Here is a 17,382-nt window from a genome sequence, read left to right as displayed (position 1 = left end):
GCCTTCTCCCAGGTTCCAAGGCTGGCAATGTCACAACAGGAGTCCTAGGGGGTAACTACCCGTGTTCTGGCGTTGGTGCCTCTGGGGGACCGCGTTGCAGCGGGAGATCGAGCAGACCTAGGGTTCCGCTGTGGGCGGTTCGCTTTCCCCAAGTCGCAAGGGCAATTTGCCTGCTGACACAACTACTTTCGTCGGCCGCAGGCACGATGTCGCCGAGGTGCGACGACTGCTGTCCGAGTCGCGTCTTGTCACTCTTACGGGTGTCGGCGGCGTCGGGAAGACGCGGCTGGCGCTGCGAGCCGCCGCCGAGACCCACCGGGCTTTCCGCGACGGGGTGTGGTTCGTCGAACTGGGTGGCGTCACCGATCCGGAACTGGTCGTGCACACGGTTCTCGAGCAGCTGGGCGTCCACGACGACACGGTCCGCCAGCACCGCACCGTCCTGGTGGAACACCTGCGCGACCGGCAGGCGCTGATGGTGCTCGACAACTGCGAGCACGTCGTCGAGGCCACCGCGGACCTCGTGGACGCGTTGCTGCGCGGTGTCCCCGGCCTGCGCGTGCTGGTGACGAGCCGCGAACGCCTCGGCATCGACGGCGAACACCTGTGGCAGGTGGCCCCGCTGCCGCAGGACCCCGCGCTGGCGCTGTTCGCCGAACGGGCGGCGGCCGTCGAGCCCGGATTCGCCCTCGGCCCGCAGAACCACGACAAGGTCAGCGAGATCTGTGCTCTGCTGGGTGGAATCCCATTGGCCGTCGAACTGGCCGCGGTGCGCCTGCGCGTGCTGACGCTCGACCACCTTCTGTCCAGATTGGACGACACCTACCGGGTGCTGGCGGACGGCAAACGCGGCGGCGACCCGCGCCACCAGACGTTGCACGCGGCCGTGGACTGGAGCTTCCACCTGTGCACGAGGTCAGAGCAGATCCTGTGGGCGCGGGCGTCGGTGTTCTCCGGCACGTTCGACCTGGAGGCGGCGGAACGCGTCTGCTCCGGTGACAGCGTGGCACCGGAGGAGGTCATGCACTCGCTCACGGGCCTGGTCGACAAGTCGGTCGTGGTCGCGGAGCAGCACCCGTCCGGCACGCGCTTCCGGCTGCTGGAGCCGTTGCGCCAGTACGGCTTGGAGAAGCTGCGCACGGCCGGCCGGGAGCACGTGATGCGCGAACGGCACCGCGACCACTTCATCGAGTGGGCCGAGCGGCGCGAGAAGGAGTGGTTCGGCCCGGCCCAGCCGCAGATCTTCACGCTGACCCGCCTGGAACACGCGAACCTGCGGTCAGCGCTGGACTTCTGCTTCGACCACGACGACGAGCGCTGCGTGCACCTGGCCAGCACGCTGTGGTTCTACTGGGCGGGCTGCGGCATGCTCGGCGAGGGGCGGTACTGGCTGGACCGTTCGGTGGCGAAGTCGGCGCCGGGCCCGCTGCGCGCGAAGGCCCTGTGGGTCAACGGGTACGTCGCGACGCTGCAGGGGGACATCCCCGCCTCCACCCGCATGCTGGAGGAGTGCCGCGAGTACGCGGTCGAGGCGGGTGACGCCCCCGCGCTGGCCTATTCGACCCACCGGCTCGCCTGCACCCACCTGATCGGCGACGACCTCGACCTGGCGGACAACCTGTTCGCGGAGGCGATGAACCTCTACCGCGGCCAGGGCACGGTCAACAGCCACACCATGCTCGCCGGCATCGAACTGGCGATCTCGGCGACGTTCCAGCACGACTTCGCCGCCGCGGAACGGCTCTGCGTCGAGGCGAAGGCCGTCGGCGAGGAGCACGGCGAACAGTGGGCGCAGGCGTACGCGATCTACGTGCTGGCGTTGTGCGCGTGGGTCAGCGGCGACTTCGCGCGGGCGGACCAGCTCGGCCGGGAGTGCCTGCGGGTCAAGCGGACGTTCCACGACCTGCTCGGCATCGTGCTCGCGATCGAGGTGCTGGCCTGGATCGCGGCCTCGCAGGGCAACGCGGTGCGCGCGGCGACGCTGCTGGGCGCCACCAACGAGATCTGGCAGTCGGTGGGCTATCCCATGTTCGGGTCGCGGCACTTCGGCGCCCCGCACGGCGAATGCGAGGTCGCGGCCATCTCCGCGCTGGGCGAGCAGGAGTTCCGCGCGGTGTTCCGCAAGGGCATGGACCTCGAACTGGACGACGCCATCTCGTTCGCCATCGGTGAGGACCTGATCCCCGCGCCGCGGGTGGTCGCGCCGGCACCCACCCCGTTGACACGGCGCGAGCAGCAGGTGGCCGACCTCATCGCCGAGGGCTCGTCGAACAAGGACATCGCGGCTCGGCTGGTGATCGCGCGCCGGACCGCCGAGGGGCACGTGGAGCGGATCCTGCAGAAGCTCGGGTTCACCTCACGCGCGCAGATCGCCACCTGGGTGACGGAACGCCGCAATTAGTCCACACAAGGGATCCCATCATTGGGCGGCGGTGGCGGCGGCGCGGTGGCCAGTTCGGTGACCTTGGCGCGCACCTTGTCCCGGTCGACCTCGTTCACGTCGTGCCCGCCGATGGTGGCGCCGCCCTCGATCGGCAGCGTGTCGAACCGCACCTCGGCAGGCAGCTCGCGGGCGAACTCGGTCAGGTCGAACCGCGCGTCCAGCACGACGTCCTGCTTCGCCATGTCGACCAACGCCTGCACCACCGCCAGATCCGTGCCCTTCATCCGCTTCGCCACGGCGGACAGGAACGCCTGCTGGCGCCGGGTGCGGTCCAGGTCGCCGTTGGGGAGGCCGTGCCGCTGCCGCACGAACGACAGCGCCTGGCCCGCGTCGAGGTGCTGTGGCCCGGCCGGGAAGTCCGCACCGGACAACGGGTCCTTGGTGGCGTTCTTCAGGCACACGTCCACGCCGCCGAGCCCCTCGGCGATGTGGAAGAACCCGATGAGTGAGATCTCCACGAGGTGGTCGATCGGCTGGTTCAGGAACGCCGACACCGTCTCGACCTGTGCGCGGCGCCCGGCCTCGCGTCCGGCGCGTTCCAGCTCACGCCGGTCGTGCGCGCCGGCCTTCCGCAGCCGGTCCTCCTCGGCGACCTTGGCCCGGCCGTAGGCCTCCTTGATCTTGCCCTCGCCGCCGGACGCCAGCGGCACCAGGTCGTCACGCGGCACGGACATCGCCACCGCCGGCCCGGAAGCCGGGATGTGCAACAGCATCAACGTGTTCGCGTTGTAGCCGCCGCGGTCGCTCTCACCCGCCTGCATGCGCCGCAGCACGTCGTCCGGCAGCGGTTCGCCGTGCAGGTCCAGCCTGGTGGTCAGCCCCATGATCAGGATGTTGGTGCCGGAGGTCGACCGCGGCGCGTCGTCCGGGATCGCGTACGACCGCTCGACGCCGGTCGAAATCGTGGACACAGTTGCCCACGCGATGCCGGAGGCGGCGAGCACGGCCGCGCACAGGCTCACCCACGCGGTGCGCGTCAGGACGTGAAGAGCGGTGCGGTGATAGCCACCACGTGATTGCATGAACAGGACACCCCCTGAACTATTCTAGGTGGTCATGGGGGTTCAGCTGCCCACTCTGGCAGCAGTTGCGATGCTGGCGGTCTTCGCGCAGACAGGCGTCTGGGTCGACGGGGACAACCTCGGCTGGGCCTTCGGCGTCTGGTTGGTGGCGGGCTCGGTGATCGCTTCGGCGCTCGTGCGCCGGGTGGGGTTGTGGACGGTGGCACCGGCGCCACCTCTCGTCTTCGTCGTGGTCGCGGTGGGCAACGCGGCCTGGGACCGGCAGGCCCGGCGCCAGGCCTGGTGGGGGAGCAGCAAGGAGTTCGCCGCGGACGCGGTCCCGTGGTTCGTGAACGGGTTTCCGTGGATGGCGGGTGCGGTGGGCGCGGCCCTGGTGGTCGCGGCTGTCCGCGTCATTTCTGGGGGGAAGAGGAAATGCAGGTCTTCGTCGACGGCAACGGCGGTAGACGGGTAGTCGCGAGACTGGTCAGTCTGACTGTCGCAAGTGGACTCATCGCGTTCGCCGCCGTGGTCGGTGGCGCGCTGCTGGGAGCGTGGTGACGCGCGCCCCGCGGCTGCACTGGATCTCCATCGGGCTCGGGCTGCTGGTGCTGATGTGCGTGGTCTCGTTCCACGCCCACACCGCGATCAGACCTGAGCCCGTGCAGCACGCCCGCGAGGTTCGGGAGCTGCCGGAACGCACGCTCGCGCTGGCGTTCCACGGCGGTCCTGATCCGAAGTGGACACCGCGCACGCTGGACCGGCTGCGGGAGGCCGGGGTCAAGGGCACCTTCTTCGTCATCGGCGTCCAGGTCACCCGCAACCCCGACGTCGTGCGACGCATCGTGGACGAGGGACACCAGATCGGCATCGACGGCTTCCGGGCCGCCGGCGACTGGACGGACCCGCTGAACCTGGCGTTCGCGCAGGCCGCGCTCGCCGACGTGCTCGGTGTCCACGCCCGGCTGGTCGGCGCGCCGGTCGAGATCGACAGCGGCGACCGCGAGCACCAGGACATCGGCACGCTGGTGAAGATGTCGTTGCAGGAGGGAGAAGGCGTCGTCCGGCTGCACGACGACGGCAGCATCGGCGGTGACATCGCCCGCCAGCTGGCCAAGGCGCCCGGTTACCGGTTCGTCCCGGTTCCCGGCGGCGGCACGGTCAGCACCACCGGCCCGCAACGGTTCGCCGCCTCGGTCACCACGTGGTCGCAGCGCAACGGCGGCGTCGTGCTCGTGCTGCTCGGCACGGCGATCGGGATCGCGGCCCTGCTCGGCATCCTGCGCACGCTCATGCAGCTCGGCCTCGCGCACACCGACCGCCGGCTGCGGCGCGAGAGCGAGAACGCCGACGAGCCGCCGCCGTGGATCGCACCGCCGGTCACGGTGGTCATTCCGGCGTACAACGAGGCGTTGAACATCGCGGCCACGGTGAGGTCGATCGCCGCGAACAACCACCTCGCCGACGTCGAGGTGATCGTGGTGGACGACGGCTCGACGGACGGCACCGCGGACCGCGCCGAGGAACTGGACCTGCCCGGCGTCACCGTGATCCGCCAGGACAACCAGGGCAAGCCCGCCGCTCTGAACGCGGGCGTGCGGCAGGCGAAGCACGACGTGCTGGTGTTGCTCGACGGTGACACGATCTTCGAGCCGGACACGATCGGCCAGCTCGTGCAGCCGTTCGCGGACACCGGCGTCGGCGCGGTCGCCGGCAACGCCAAGGTCGGCAACCGGCAGGGCCTGCTGGGCCGCTGGCAGCACCTGGAGTACTGCGCCGGGTCCAATCTGGACCGGCAGATCCTGCACGCGCTGCGCTGCATCCCGACGGTGCCGGGTGCGATCGGGGCGTTCCGCAAGGCCGCGCTCACCGACGTCGGCGGCGTCAGCGACGACACGCTCGCCGAGGACACCGACCTCACGATGGCGGTCACCCGAGCGGGCTGGCGGGTCGCATACCGTCCACAGGCGAAGGCGTGGACCGAGGCGCCGGTCACCGTCCACGGCCTGTTCCAGCAACGTTACCGCTGGTCGTACGGCACTTTCCAGGCGATGTGGAAACATCGCGGCGCGCTGGCGGAGAAGGGGCCGATGGGCCGGTTCGGGCTCATCTACCTGCTGGCCTTCCACCTGCTGCTGCCGATGCTCGCCCCGGCGATGGATCTGTATGTTGTATACGGTTTTCTGGCGGCAGACGCGCCGCTGGCGTTGTTCGTGTGGACGGCGTTCCTGCTGATCCAGACGGCGAGCGCGGGCTACGCGCTGAGGCTCGACGGCGAGTCGCTCAAGCCGTTGTGGGCATACCCCCTACAGCAGATCGTATACAGGCAGCTGATCTACTCCGTGGTCATCCAGTCGTTGGTCACCGCCGCGCACGGCACGCAGTTGCGGTGGATGTCGGTGCGGCGCACGGGTCGGCTCGCGGACGCGCCCGGCGGTACGGTGCACGTCAATTAGTGGCCACAACGCGAGTTCGACTTGAAGGTGAACTCGCCGCCGTCTGCGGAGCAGCGGCCAAAGACAGAGGATCCTGGGTGGGTCGCACGCCCTTGGACACGCCTGCTCGTCAGCAGGAGGTCTTCTCCGCCGTGCTCGACGTGCTGGCCGAGGTCGGTTACGCCCGGTTCAACATGGACCTCGTCGCATCCAGGGCGCGGGCGAGCAAGGCGAGCCTCTACCAGCGCTGGCCGTCCAAGGTGCGGCTGATCATGGACGCGCTGAAGGCGAACCTGCCGGACCTGCCGCAGCCGGACGAGGGCACGTTCGCCGAGGACGTCCGGCAGATCCTGCGCTCGTGGGGCGAGCCGATGCCGTTCGACATCGCGGGGATCTTCCTCGGGCTGCTGGAGGGAAGCCGTCAGGACGCGGATCTCGCCTGTCTGCGCGAGGAGTACGTCGACCGTGCCTACACCGAGCAGCTCCAGGTCGCCGTCGACCGGGCGAAGATCCGCGGTGAGCTGCCGGAGCGGCTCGACGCCGGCATCCTCATCACCGCGCTGATCTCGACTTTCGTCCTGCGTTCCGAGGAACAGGGCGTGGTGGACGGCATCGTCGACGGCATGCTGAGACCGCTGATCGGTGACCTTTAACCCCAAATAACTCGTCAGATCGTAGTTTCTTCGCTACGTTCGGTCATGGTTTCAAAAGAACAGTTCTGTTCTGTTGAGGGGGAGTTCCCGTGACTGAAGCTGCCGTCTGCCCAGTCCCGCACGACAACCGCACGCATCCGCTGGGCGCGCCCGCGGGCTTCGAGGAGGCCATCAGCAACGGCCCGGTGAAGATGATCTGGCCCAACGGGGTCGAGGCCTGGGTCGTCAGCAGCTACGACGGCGTCCGGCAGGTGCTCTCGGACCAGCGCTTCAGCGCGAACAAGGAGGGCGGGCCCGAGATGCGCACCGAGGGTGAGCAGATTCTCGGGGTGCCGCAGCCGGGCAACATGAACGTGATGGACGGCGACGAGCACCTGCGCCTGCGCCGCCCGCTGTCGCGTGCGTTCATGGTCAAGCGACTCAACGAGATGCGCCCGCGCATCCAGGAGATCGTCGACGAGCACCTCGACGCGATGGAACGCAAGGGCGCGCCGGCCGACCTGGTGTCGTCGCTGTGCCTGCCGGTGCCGTCGCTGGTGATCGCCGAGCTGCTGGGCGTGCCGGCGGAGCACCAGGAGCTGTTCCAGGCCACCGCCAGGGAGATGTTCGGCAAGAACGGTTCGAAGGCCGAGTACGAGGCGAAGGCCGCCGAACTGGGCGAGGTGCTCGCCAAGGTCGTGGTCGAGAAGAAGGCGTCGGGTGCCACCGACGACATGATCGGCCTGATGGTCAACGACACCGACTTCGACATGGACGAGCTGCTGATGCTCGCCATCGGCCTGCTTGCGGCGGGCCACGAGACGACGTCGAACTTCTTCGGCCTGTTCACGCTCACGCTGTTCGAGCACCCGGATCAGCTGGCGGTGCTGAAGCGCGACCCGAGCCGCGCGGACGTGATCGTCGAGGAGATGCTGCGGTACACGATCGGCAGGCTCGGCGGTGCCGGGCTGGCGCGCAGGGCGGTCGAGGACGTCGAGGTCGACGGCGTGACCATCCGGGCGGGTGACTGGGTGACCGTGTCGTTGCACGCCAACCTGGACGACACGCTGTGCCCGCAGGCGGGTGAGCTCGACCTGGAGCGCAAGGCGGTGTCGCACCTCGGCTTCGGGTTCGGCCCGCATCAGTGCCTCGGCGCGAACCTGGCCAGGGCGGAGCTGCAGATCCTGCTCCGGACGCTGTTCACCCGGTTCCCGGACGTGCGGCCGGCGATCCCCGTGGCCGAGATGGACTTCCGCGAGGACATGATCACCTACGGCGCTGCCGCGATTCCGGTGGAGTGGTGAAGATGCCGAGGAGTGCGACCGTCCGGATAGACCAGACCAGGTGCATCGGATCGGGGCAGTGCGTGCTCGCCGCACCGGACGTGTTCGACCAGTCCGACGACGACGGGCTGGGCCTCGTCGTGATCACCGAACCACCCGCTGACCTGCTGCCGGGCGTTCGTGACGCGGTGGACAGGTGCCCTGCTCAGGTGGTGAGCCTGGAAGAGTGACTTGATCGGCCGTTCCGGTGAGGTGTCATCACTGGAAATTGATTCAGTTCCTCTCCGCTGACACCTCGTTGGCCCCTTTCCGGTCACGCCGTTCGTCCAGAATCGTAAGCGCGACCACCACAGCGTCGTGGTGGGCGCGCCTACGTGTCCCGGGAGAGTCCAAAGACCCTTCCCGACCAGGTCCAACAGCGGGATGGTGACGGCGGCGCGGTGAGTACCGGCGGTGTGTAACGGGTACCTGTGAAAACGGGTGCGTGGCGCACGTCAGGAGGGCCAGCTATGTTCGGCAGCGAAGCTTTTCCAGCTCGCGTGGACAAAACCGACGTGCGGCACGTGGAAACTCTGACCAGCGCACTGCGGGCACTGGATTACGAATACGGCGGCGGCTCCTGCCGGGACGCCTGTGTCGCGCTGCTCAACTGGGCGAACCCGCTGCTGGGCACCGGCTCGACCGGACAGGTGCTGGAGCGGCTCCAGGTTGCTATCGCGGACCTGCACAACCTGGCCGGCTGGGCGTCGTTCGACATGGGCCTGCTGGAGTCCGCACACGTGCACTTCGGCCGTGCGATGGACCTCGCGCGTGCGTCGGGCAACAGCGCGTTGGAAGCCAACATCCACTATCGGATGGGCCGCGTGCACCTGCACTACGAACTGGCCGAGGACGCGTTGGCATCGTTCCAACGTGGATTGCCCATCGCGCAGGCCAGCGGGTCCACGTTGGCCGTGTCGATCCTGCACGCCAACGAGGCGTGGGCGTTCGCGAAGATGGGCGCCGAACGGCAGGCGTTGCGCCAGTTCGCCCGCGCGGAGGAGGAGTTCGAACGCGCTGAGGCCGAGGACGCACCGCCGTGGGCACGTTTCTTCGACCTCGCCGACCTGGTGTCGATCGGCGGCATGGTCCACACGGAACTCGCGCGTACTTGCGACGTGAAGTACGCGCGGACCGCGATCTCGTTGCTGACCAGGGCGATTTCCTCCGGGGGAGGGGAAACGTCGCGCAGCCAGTCGTTCCGGCTCGCCGCGCTGGCGGTGAACTACCTGGTGCAGAACGACGCCGAACAGGGGCGGGACATCGGGGAACAGGCGATCGCGGTGTCCGGCTCGATCCGTTCGGCCCGCACCCGTGACCGGATGCGGCCGCTGAAGCAGGAGGCGGAACGGTTGCGGGGCAACGAGGCCGCGGACGAGCTGTCGTCGCGGCTCGGGGAGTTCATGTCCGCGTCGCAGGGAGCCGCTTGAAGGCGCCGCCGGGGCCCGAGGAGAGGTTTGGGCTTCGAACCCCGGCGACACCATGAACCCGAGCGGCGCCCAGCTGGGGGGCCTCAGCGCCGCTCGGCGTCTGGTGGGGCGTCAGCAGCGGATGTCGGTGCGCGCCCGGTAGGTCATCGCGCCGGAGTTCCACTCGGCGTAGGCGGAGGTGCAGGTGTTCAACGTGTCGGTGCCGCTCGACCACAGCTCCTGCTGCCGGTAGCGGCCCGACTTCTGGCCCGCGTGGCCGTACGGCTCACGTGAGTCGACGCTGCCCCACTTCTCGATGATGATCATCTCCGGCGTGTAGGGCGCGCCACCGCCGTGCACGCTGTCCCACGTGTAGATGTAGGCCCAGTTCTTGTCGCAACCCTTGAACTGCTTGACGGACGCCCACTTCTGCCCGTGGTCACCGATGTAGCCGGTCTTGCCGATCTGCGTCACCCGTGCGCATCCGGGAGCGCTCTCGGCCTGCGCCTGGCCGGACCACACGACTCCTAAGAGCAACGCGGCGGAGGCGATGAAGGTTGTCCTCTTCATGGGCGAGAAGCATCACGTGACCCGCTGACATTTCGCTGACACCTCGGGTTACCGGCTGGTTAGGATCTGCCCATGCAACGGCGGTGGGAGTTCAGGGTTCTCGGATCGTTGCAGGTCATCGACTCGGGTCGGGTGGTGGAGCTCCGCTCGGCCAAGCAGCGTGTCCTGCTTGCCGCGTTGCTGATGAAAGCGAACGCGCCGGTCTCGTCGTACGAGCTGATGGAGCACCTCTGGGGCGAGGAGCCGTCTGGTGCGGCGCGCGCGACCCTGCAGACGTACGTCATGCGGTTGAGACAGTCGCTGGACGACCTCGCGGACCGCAAGCTCGTCCGCACGTGGCCGACCGGCTACTCGATCCACCTCGAGGACGACCAGCTCGACCTGCTGACGTTCCAGCGGTTGCGGGCCGAGGCCCGGCGCGCGCCGGACCTCGAGACCGAGGCACGGCTGCTGGGCGAGGCCGCGGCCTTGTGGCGCGGGCCGGCCCTGGACCAGATCTCGTCGCTGCGGATGGAACAGACCGACGTGCAGCGCCTGAACGAGCAGCGCTGGGAGGTGCTGGAGCGCCGCAACGACGCCGACCTGCAACTGGGCCGGCACGACCAGATCGTCGACGAACTGCGGTCCCTGGTCGCGGAACACCCGTTGCGCGAACGCTTCTGGTACCAGCTGATGCTCGCCCTGCACCGCACCGGCCAGCAGGCGCAGGCCCTGGACGTGTTCCGCCGGGCCAGTGACGTGCTCGCCGACGAACTCGGCATCGACCCGAACGCCGAACTCCGCGCGCTGCACATGGAGGTCCTGGCGGGCTCCGCCGCTCCCGTGACCGTCCAGTCCGGACCCTCCTGGCTGCCACCGGCAGTCGGTGACTTCTCCGGCCGTGCCGACGAGGTCGTGCGGCTCACGGCCGGGTTGCGCGCCGGCGGGACGTGGACGATCACCGGGCCCGGTGGTGTGGGCAAGACTTCGCTGGCCGTGCACTGCGCACACCTCGTGCGCGACGGGTTCCCCGACGGGCAGCTGTACCTGAACCTGCGCGGCGGCGAGCAGAAGCCCGTCGAACCCGCTGCCGCGCTGGACCGGTTGTTGCGCGGCCTCGGCGTTTCCGGCGGTGCGATTCCGTCCTCCGTGGAGGATCGGGTCGACCTGTACCGCGACCTGCTGTCGGACCGCCGGATCCTGGTCGTGCTGGACAACGCGGTGAACGAGGCCCAGGTCAGGCCGCTGCTGCCGGGGACCACCTCGGGTGCGGCTCTCGTCACCTCACGGGCGGCGCTGGCGGGTCTCGAGGCTGCTCACGTGGTGCCTCTGGACGTCCTGCCGTCGGCGGATGCGCTGGCGTTGCTGCGGACGGCGGTGGGTGAGGCCCGCTGCGCCGCGGAACCCGGTGCGGCACAGGACATCGTGACCTATTGCGGACAGCTGCCGCTGGCGCTGCGGGTGGCGGCGGCGCGGTTGGTCGCGCGTCCGCACTGGCAGCTCGCGAAGCTCGCCGGCCGGTTGTCCGACGAACGCCGCCGCTTCGACGAGCTGTCGCTGGGCGATCTCGACGTGCGTGCTTCGCTCGCCCTGTCCTACGACGGGCTGGGCGAGTCGCATCGGACGGCGTTCCGGTTGCTGTCGCTGGTCGACACGCCTGATTTCCCGGCCTGGGTCGCGTCTCCGTTGCTGGGGATGGATCTGGACGATGCCGAGGACCACGTCGAGGCTCTGGTCGACGCCCGTCTGGTCGACTACGCCGGCCGGGATGCGTTGGGGCAGGTGCGGTATCGGCTGCACGACCTGCTGCGGGCCTTCGGACGTGAGGCTGCCACCGAGGAGCCCGCGGTCGCGCTGAAGGCGTTGTTCGAGCAGTGGCTCGACCTCGCCACGAAGGCGGACGTGGAGCTGCCCCATCAGTCGATTCGGCTGGAACCCCTCGCACTGGAACGGTTCGACCTCGGGGACGCGGCGGAGTGGTTCGACGCGGAGTGGCTGAACATCCACGCGGTGATCACCCAGGCCGCCGCGCTCGGGCTGGGAACGCTGGCCGCCGAGCTGGTGATCCGGTCCACGGCGTTCTGCGATCTGCGGGCCCGGTTCGACGACTGGGAGCACATCAACGCGCTGGGGCTGGCGTGCGCGCCCTCCGAGCGGAAGCCGATCCTGTTCCAGCAGCGGGGAATTCTTTGTGCGCGGCGGCACGACTACGCCGCCGCGTCGGAGAACTTCCGTGCCGCGCAGGAAGGATTCGCCGCGGCCGGCGATGTCTGGGGCGAGGCGTACGGCTGGTACGGCATGGGGTGGATGCACGAGTGGAGCGGCCGGTCCGCCGAAGCCCGTGAGGCGCATCGTGAGGCCATGGCCCGGTTCGAGGCGTCCGGGAACCCGCACGGCGAGATCGAGGTGCTGTGTTCGCTGGGCGCGATCGAACGGCGTGCCGGCGGGCTCGTCGCCGCGCAGGAGTACCTGGAGCGGGCTCGGCGGGTGGCCGGGCAGCTCGGGGACGAGCAGAGCGAACTGATGGCGACGCTGGAACTGGGGCGGTTGCACCAGTTCACGGGTGAGCTGCGGATGTCGGCCTCGTTCCTGCGGTCGTCGCTGGCCGCGGCGCAGAAGCTCGGAGACCCGGACATGGCGGCGAACATCCGGCTGTTCCTGGCGGACACGCTGATCCGGTCGGGGCAGGTGCCCCTTGCCGAGGAACAGTTGCGGCAGGCCTGGAAGTTCTTCGAGGAGCACGACGACCGGCAGGGCCGGATCTGGGTGTGGCGCTTGAGGTCCGGGCTCGCGGACTCGCCGGACGAGGCCTTGGAGCTGGCGTCGCTCGCTCTGGAGCAGGCGCGGGAGATGGACTCGCCGCCGGAGTTCGGGCGGTCGTTGCGCGTGCTGGGCAACGCCCTGGAGCGCGTCGGCCGGTCGGAGGAGGCGCGGGAGCACTGGCGGCAGGCGGAGGAGACGCTGACCGCGGCCGGTTTCCAGGCGGAGGTGGACGAACTCCGCCTGGCGACGTCCTGACCCGGCCCTGGTTCTGATTCAGCCCTGGTTCTGGCTCAGGACCGTGTCGACGGTGACCCCGGACGCCACGATCATGCTCAGCAACGGGTCCGGCACCTGGCGGTGGAACTGCACGACGTAGTTGTCCGCGGTCGAGAACATCGCCTTCGCCATGCCCTGCCAGGTCTTGGTGATCCGGGCGACCTCGGTCTCGGTGTGGTCCTGCAACGAGAAGTTCCACGCGCGCCAGTTCTCCGCGTAGATGCCGCCCACCTTCATGCCGTTGCAGACGTAGGCGAAGCGGACCTTGCCGAACACGTTCTCCTGGACGATCTCGCCGATCGGCATGCCGTCGCCGCGCTCGACGATCACCTTCGACTTCCACATGGTCGCCGGGCGGGTGATGCGGAGCAGCGGATTGCCCTGCACGTCCCGGATCTCCAGCCGGACGTCCAGCATCGAGTCCATCTTCGTGAACGCGCGCAACGCCTTGGCCGCGCCGGACTGACCGACCTGCTCGACGGTGCCGATGTGGCGGGCGTGCTGGTCGTAGACGACGTAGGAGTTCGACATCTCGATGAGCTTCGCCTTCTGGTTCACGACCAGGACGGGCTCGGTGAACAACGTGCCGCCGCCACCCTGCACGGGCTGCTGGACGCCCGCGCGCTGGACCTGCCGCGCCACGCGGTCCTGGCCGGTGCCGCCCACCTGCAGTTCGGCGTGGTGGGCGTCGGTCTGCTGCTGGCGTGGCTGCGTGTGGGAGGTCCACTGGGTGCCGTCCCACCACCGCACGAAGCGCGGGTCGGCGTTGTCCGGGTACCAGCCGGGCGCGGTGTTCATGCGGTGAGAGTAGTGCGCAAACCTCTGCCACACGCGAAGATGCGAGTATGTTCGCAGGCAAACGATTCATAGCGGCGCTCTTCACCGCGACTCTTGTCTTGTTCGGCGTGAATGCCGGAATCGCCACCGCCGCAACAGAAGTGTGCGCGGGCGCCTATCAGGGCGACACGAGGCTCGGTCCCGAGACGTTGCCCCGGCCGTGGCAGCAGCCCGTCGGGCCGCTCGTGGCCGGGTACAAGCGGTTCGGCGGGCTGACCCAGGAGGCGTTCCTGGCCAGGTACTGGAACGGAACCGGCTGGAACTACCCGCCGCAGGACGGGTTCTGGCTCAAGCCCGACGGCGAGCCGATCAAGTACCAGAGGACGCTCAACGCCAACACGCGGCTCGACCGGTTCGGCAGCGAGTTCGGCGGGTTCCTGGCGTACAAGGGGGCGCACTACTCCACGCGTGCGATCCCGCCGCAGAGTCTTTACACGTTCGATCCCGCGTACCGGTGCAACTACCACGTCTACAAGGTGACGAAGGCGTTCGCGGTCTGGGAAGGGCCGATCGCGCCGTGGTTCGAGCAGCCCGGCGGTGGCCTGCAGCAGAAGCTGGACAGGGCGCTGGTGCCAGGCGACGGGGCACTGAATGTCGCCTGGCTGCTCTCCAACGGCTACCTCGTGCGGATCAACTGATCGTTGCCTAGTTGATCGTGATCGCGCCCGCCGGGCACAGGCCAGCGGCTTCCTTCGCGGTGGCCTCGTGCGCGGCGTCGGGGTGCTCCTCCAGCAGCACGACCGTGCCGTCCTCTTCGTTCTGGTCGAAGAGATCCGGGTCGGTCAGAACGCACATTCCCGAACCGCAACACTTCGACTGATCGACGGAAATCCTCATGCCGACCACGCTACTGGCAACGAGTGGACCCCGTAGATCCCCATGTCCGTGCGCAGCGGCACCTCCTCGGGCTCGACGTCCAGCCTGAGGTCGGGGAACTCCTGGAACAGCTTGGAGAACCCGATGCGCATCTCGATCCGGGCGAGCTGCTGACCCAGGCACTGGTGGATGCCGTGCCCGAACGCGACGTGTCCCGACGCGGGGCGGCGCAGGTCGAGTTCCTCGGGGTTGCCGGGGAACTTGTCCGGGTCGCGGTTCGCCGCCGGCACGTGCATGAGCACGGTGTCGCCCGCCCTGATCAGGTGGCCGTCGATCTCCACGTCGTCGGTCGCGGTGCGGACCGGTCCGAAGTGGATGATCGACAGATACCGCATGAGCTCCTCGACGGCGTTGTCGACGACCTCGGGCTCGTCCTTGAGGATCTTGAGCTGGTCAGGGTGCTGCAGGAGCGTGAACGTGCCGATGCCCAGCATGTTCGCCGTGGTCTCGTGCCCGGCGAGCAGGAGCAGCATCGCCATGTTCGACGCTTCCTCGTCGGTCGGCTCCCCGGTGGCCAGCAGGTCGCTGATCATGTCGTCGCCGCCGGGGTTCGCCTTCTTGCGGGCGATCAGCTCGCGCATGAAGTCCTGGATGCGCGCGAAGGCCGCCATGGCCTCCTTGAACGTCGTCTCCAGGCTCAGCATCTTCGCGGTGTCGTCCTGGAAGCGGTGCCGCTCGTCGTAGTCGACGCCGAGCAGCGCGCAGATCACCAGTGACGGCACCGGCAGCGCGAACTCCTTCACGAGGTCCGCCTTGCCGTCGAACGTCCGCAGGTGCTTGAGCTGGTCGTCGACGATGGTGCCGATCCACTCGGACAGCTGGTTCATCCGCCGGACCGTGAACTGACCCTGCAGCATCTTGCGCAGCCGGGTGTGGTCCGGTGGGTCCTGGCTGAGGAACATGCCCGGCTCGACCTTGCGGCCCTCCTCGGGCACCTCGCCCTGGAACCGCTTGTCGAGCAGGTGGTGCTTCTCGGGGTTGTTGGTGAACTTGGGGCTCCCCAGGATCTCGCGCACCTGGTGGTGACCGGTGACGAGCCAGCCGAGGTGGCCGTCCGCGAACTTCAGCCTGCTGATGCGGGCCTGCTCGCGGATCTGGGTGACCTCGGCGGGCGGGTCGAACGGGTTCTGGCGCGTGGTGGGCAGTTCCTCGGAGATCAATTCGGTCATCTCGCACACCTCCCAGTGCTCAGCAGAGGACCTACTTCCGAAGCTACAGAAGTTTCATGACTTCGTGAAGGTGAATTGAGGGTGACGGACCGCCACCGGCCGAAATCTGTCCGCATCTGCCGGTCGTGGGTCGCGACGGCCACGGCGGCCCTGGTCTGGTGGAGCGCTTCCGTCAGTTCGTCGACCAGTGCGATCGACAGGTGGTTGGTCGGTTCGTCGAGCAGCAGGACGTGCGGGCCGGTGCTCAGCAGGATCGCCAGCTCCAGCCGCCTGCGCTGTCCAGTGGACAGACGGCCGACCGGGCGCGCGAGGTCTTTTCCGGTGAGCAGGCCGATTTCCTCCACCCGCGAACACAGCTCGGCCGCGGTGGCGTCCTCGTTTTCGAAACACGACTCCTGGGCGAGCAGGGCGACCCGGCCGACGTGGTGCACCGTGCCCGTCGCCGGTTTCAGACGGCCCGCCAGCACGGTCAGCAGCGTCGACTTGCCGGCGCCGTTCGGGCCGGTGATCAGCAGCTTCTCGCCGGCGCTGAGCGAGATCGGCTCGGTGAGGTTCAGCCTTCCGGGTACTTCGAGCGGGGTGGCGTGCAGCAGGTCGCCGCTGGCCTCCAGTTCGGGCGGGGTGAAGCGCAACGGTGGCGGGGGAGCGTCGAGGCGCTGGTCGTCCAGCTCTTCGAGCCTTCGGGCGACGTTGCGCATCTTGTTCGCCGCGCGGGTGCTGCGTTTGTGCTTGAACGCCCCCTTGGGCGGGCGCCAGGCGTCCTTGAGACGTGACTGGGCGCGCTCGACCTTGTCGGTCAGCTCGTCGTGCTCGGCTTCCTCCTGGGCGAACCGCTGTTCCCAGCGCTGGCGTTCGGCCCGCTTGGCGTCCTTGAACGCCCGGTAGCCGCCGCCGTGCAGGTGCACCTCGCCGTCCGGGGACGGGTCGAGGTCCAGCAGCTGCGTGCAGACGTCGTCCAGCAACGTGCGGTCGTGGCTCACGAGCACCACGACGCCGTGGTGTTGCTGGAGGCGTTCGGTCAGGAAGGTGAGTGCGCCGGCGTCCAGGTGGTTGGTCGGCTCGTCGAGCAGCAGGACGTCCGCGCGTTCGGCGAGCAGGCAGGCGAGCCTGACCCGATAGCGTTGTCCCACACTGAGGTGCGCCAGCATCGTGTCCCTGGCGTGGTCGGCGTCGAGGGCCTTGAGCGCGATGTCGGCACGGCGTTCGGCGTCCCACGCCTCGATGTCCTCGGCGTGGGCCAGCGCTTTCTCGTACCGCTGCTCGTCGAACGGCTCCGCCGCACTGTCCAGTTCGGACAGTGCATGACGGCTTTCGCGCAGCGCCTCGCTCAGCAGGTCCCCCACCGTTTCGCTTTCGTGGAACGGCATTTCCTGTTGCACGAGGCTCAACGAACCGTGCCGCGTGACAGTTCCCTGATCGGGAACCAGGTCGTCGGCGAGCAACCGGAGCAGCGTGGTCTTGCCGCGGCCGTTCTCGCCGATGACGCCGAGACGCTGGCCTGCGGAGACTTTCAGCGAGATGCCGTCGACGACGGGGCCGGCCTCATAGCCCTTGGTGAGATCTTGGGTCGTCAAATGAACATGCGTGCGCATGCGGATCCTCTTTTGGGTACGCGAAATCAGGACGTGGTGCGTGGTGGCACACGTCCTGAATCAGAGGTAGAAGACCCC

The 17,382-nt window shown here is 68.6% G+C and carries 15 protein-coding genes; 9 read left to right on the top strand and 6 right to left on the bottom strand.

Going from position 1 to position 17,382, the window contains the following annotated elements:
* Positions 1-217 precede the first annotated feature (217 nt).
* Positions 218-2,401 (top strand): ATP-binding protein, encoded by a 2,184-nt coding sequence (locus tag ACWGE0_RS23605; protein ID WP_452263064.1) that lies wholly within the window; start codon positions 218-220, stop codon positions 2,399-2,401.
* Here ACWGE0_RS23605 and ACWGE0_RS23600 read toward each other — a convergent pair.
* Positions 2,398-3,465, bottom strand: coding sequence for an LCP family protein (locus ACWGE0_RS23600; RefSeq protein WP_452263063.1), 1,068 nt, complete (start codon positions 3,463-3,465; stop codon positions 2,398-2,400). The two genes, ACWGE0_RS23605 and ACWGE0_RS23600, sit on opposite strands and share 4 nt — an antisense overlap.
* Before the next feature lie 34 nt (positions 3,466-3,499).
* On the opposite strand from ACWGE0_RS23600, the gene ACWGE0_RS23595 reads away from it, so the two are divergent.
* From ACWGE0_RS23595 to ACWGE0_RS23570, 6 genes are all read left to right on the top strand, one after another.
* Complete coding sequence (locus tag ACWGE0_RS23595) at positions 3,500-3,919, top strand: DUF6542 domain-containing protein (RefSeq protein ID WP_452263062.1); 420 nt, start codon at positions 3,500-3,502, stop codon at positions 3,917-3,919.
* 82 nt (positions 3,920-4,001) lie between these two features.
* A complete protein-coding gene (locus tag ACWGE0_RS23590) occupies positions 4,002-5,900 on the top strand; it encodes a bifunctional polysaccharide deacetylase/glycosyltransferase family 2 protein (protein WP_452263061.1) in 1,899 nt (632 codons plus the stop codon).
* Positions 5,901-5,977: 77 nt separating this feature from the next.
* On the top strand, positions 5,978-6,532 hold the full coding sequence (locus ACWGE0_RS23585; protein ID WP_452263060.1) for a TetR/AcrR family transcriptional regulator: 555 nt from the start codon (positions 5,978-5,980) through the stop codon (positions 6,530-6,532).
* A gap of 89 nt (positions 6,533-6,621) precedes the next feature.
* The gene (locus ACWGE0_RS23580; protein ID WP_452263059.1) at positions 6,622-7,815 is read left to right on the top strand and encodes a cytochrome P450; all 1,194 of its coding nucleotides are present in this window, start codon (positions 6,622-6,624) and stop codon (positions 7,813-7,815) included.
* Between the two features lie 2 nt (positions 7,816-7,817).
* The gene (locus tag ACWGE0_RS23575; RefSeq protein WP_452263058.1) at positions 7,818-8,024 is read left to right on the top strand and encodes a ferredoxin; all 207 of its coding nucleotides are present in this window, start codon (positions 7,818-7,820) and stop codon (positions 8,022-8,024) included.
* A gap of 309 nt (positions 8,025-8,333) precedes the next feature.
* Positions 8,334-9,263 carry a hypothetical protein gene (locus ACWGE0_RS23570; protein WP_452263057.1) on the top strand — a complete coding sequence of 310 codons (930 nt, stop codon included), beginning with the start codon at positions 8,334-8,336 and terminating at the stop codon, positions 9,261-9,263.
* 111 nt (positions 9,264-9,374) lie between these two features.
* Here the strand turns inward: ACWGE0_RS23570 and ACWGE0_RS23565 are convergent, their stop codons facing one another.
* Positions 9,375-9,812 carry a hypothetical protein gene (locus ACWGE0_RS23565; RefSeq protein ID WP_452263056.1) on the bottom strand — a complete coding sequence of 146 codons (438 nt, stop codon included), beginning with the start codon at positions 9,810-9,812 and terminating at the stop codon, positions 9,375-9,377.
* Between the two features lie 72 nt (positions 9,813-9,884).
* Between ACWGE0_RS23565 and ACWGE0_RS23560 the strand changes: the two genes are divergently transcribed.
* Positions 9,885-12,809, top strand: coding sequence for a BTAD domain-containing putative transcriptional regulator (locus tag ACWGE0_RS23560; RefSeq protein ID WP_452263055.1), 2,925 nt, complete (start codon positions 9,885-9,887; stop codon positions 12,807-12,809).
* A gap of 18 nt (positions 12,810-12,827) precedes the next feature.
* Here ACWGE0_RS23560 and ACWGE0_RS23555 read toward each other — a convergent pair whose 3' ends face one another.
* Complete coding sequence (locus ACWGE0_RS23555) at positions 12,828-13,628, bottom strand: phospholipid scramblase-related protein (RefSeq protein ID WP_452263054.1); 801 nt, start codon at positions 13,626-13,628, stop codon at positions 12,828-12,830.
* 107 nt (positions 13,629-13,735) lie between these two features.
* Between ACWGE0_RS23555 and ACWGE0_RS23550 the strand changes: the two genes are divergently transcribed.
* The gene (locus ACWGE0_RS23550; protein ID WP_452263053.1) at positions 13,736-14,305 is read left to right on the top strand and encodes a TNT domain-containing protein; all 570 of its coding nucleotides are present in this window, start codon (positions 13,736-13,738) and stop codon (positions 14,303-14,305) included.
* A 7-nt stretch (positions 14,306-14,312) separates the two neighbouring features.
* Here the strand turns inward: ACWGE0_RS23550 and ACWGE0_RS23545 are convergent, their stop codons facing one another.
* From ACWGE0_RS23545 to ACWGE0_RS23535, 3 genes are read right to left on the bottom strand one after another with little or no spacing between them, the layout of a single operon-like run.
* On the bottom strand, positions 14,313-14,504 hold the full coding sequence (locus ACWGE0_RS23545) for a ferredoxin (RefSeq protein WP_452263052.1): 192 nt from the start codon (positions 14,502-14,504) through the stop codon (positions 14,313-14,315).
* Entirely contained in the window at positions 14,501-15,712 is a 1,212-nt protein-coding gene (locus ACWGE0_RS23540) for a cytochrome P450 (protein ID WP_452263051.1), read from the bottom strand. Before ACWGE0_RS23540 ends, ACWGE0_RS23545 begins: the two co-directional genes overlap by 4 nt.
* Positions 15,709-17,304 (bottom strand): ABC-F family ATP-binding cassette domain-containing protein, encoded by a 1,596-nt coding sequence (locus ACWGE0_RS23535; RefSeq protein ID WP_452263050.1) that lies wholly within the window; start codon positions 17,302-17,304, stop codon positions 15,709-15,711. Before ACWGE0_RS23535 ends, ACWGE0_RS23540 begins: the two co-directional genes overlap by 4 nt.
* Between the last annotated feature and the right edge of the window lie 78 nt (positions 17,305-17,382).

Source organism: Lentzea sp. NPDC054927 (assembly GCF_053610285.1).
This window is presented reverse-complemented; position numbering and strand designations above follow the sequence as displayed.

Bases quoted from the DNA above. Each gene is read 5' to 3' on its own strand.
- ACWGE0_RS23600 (WP_452263063.1), bottom strand. From the start codon at position 3,465: ATGCAATCACGTGGTGGCTATCACCGCACCGCTCTTCACGTCCTGACG.
- ACWGE0_RS23595 (WP_452263062.1), top strand. From the start codon at position 3,500: ATGGGGGTTCAGCTGCCCACTCTGGCAGCAGTTGCGATGCTGGCGGTC.
- ACWGE0_RS23575 (WP_452263058.1), top strand. From the start codon at position 7,818: ATGCCGAGGAGTGCGACCGTCCGGATAGACCAGACCAGGTGCATCGGA.
- ACWGE0_RS23565 (WP_452263056.1), bottom strand. From the start codon at position 9,812: ATGAAGAGGACAACCTTCATCGCCTCCGCCGCGTTGCTCTTAGGAGTC.
- ACWGE0_RS23560 (WP_452263055.1), top strand. From the start codon at position 9,885: ATGCAACGGCGGTGGGAGTTCAGGGTTCTCGGATCGTTGCAGGTCATC.
- ACWGE0_RS23555 (WP_452263054.1), bottom strand. From the start codon at position 13,628: ATGAACACCGCGCCCGGCTGGTACCCGGACAACGCCGACCCGCGCTTC.
- ACWGE0_RS23545 (WP_452263052.1), bottom strand. From the start codon at position 14,504: ATGAGGATTTCCGTCGATCAGTCGAAGTGTTGCGGTTCGGGAATGTGC.
- ACWGE0_RS23540 (WP_452263051.1), bottom strand. From the start codon at position 15,712: ATGACCGAATTGATCTCCGAGGAACTGCCCACCACGCGCCAGAACCCG.
- ACWGE0_RS23535 (WP_452263050.1), bottom strand. From the start codon at position 17,304: ATGCGCACGCATGTTCATTTGACGACCCAAGATCTCACCAAGGGCTAT.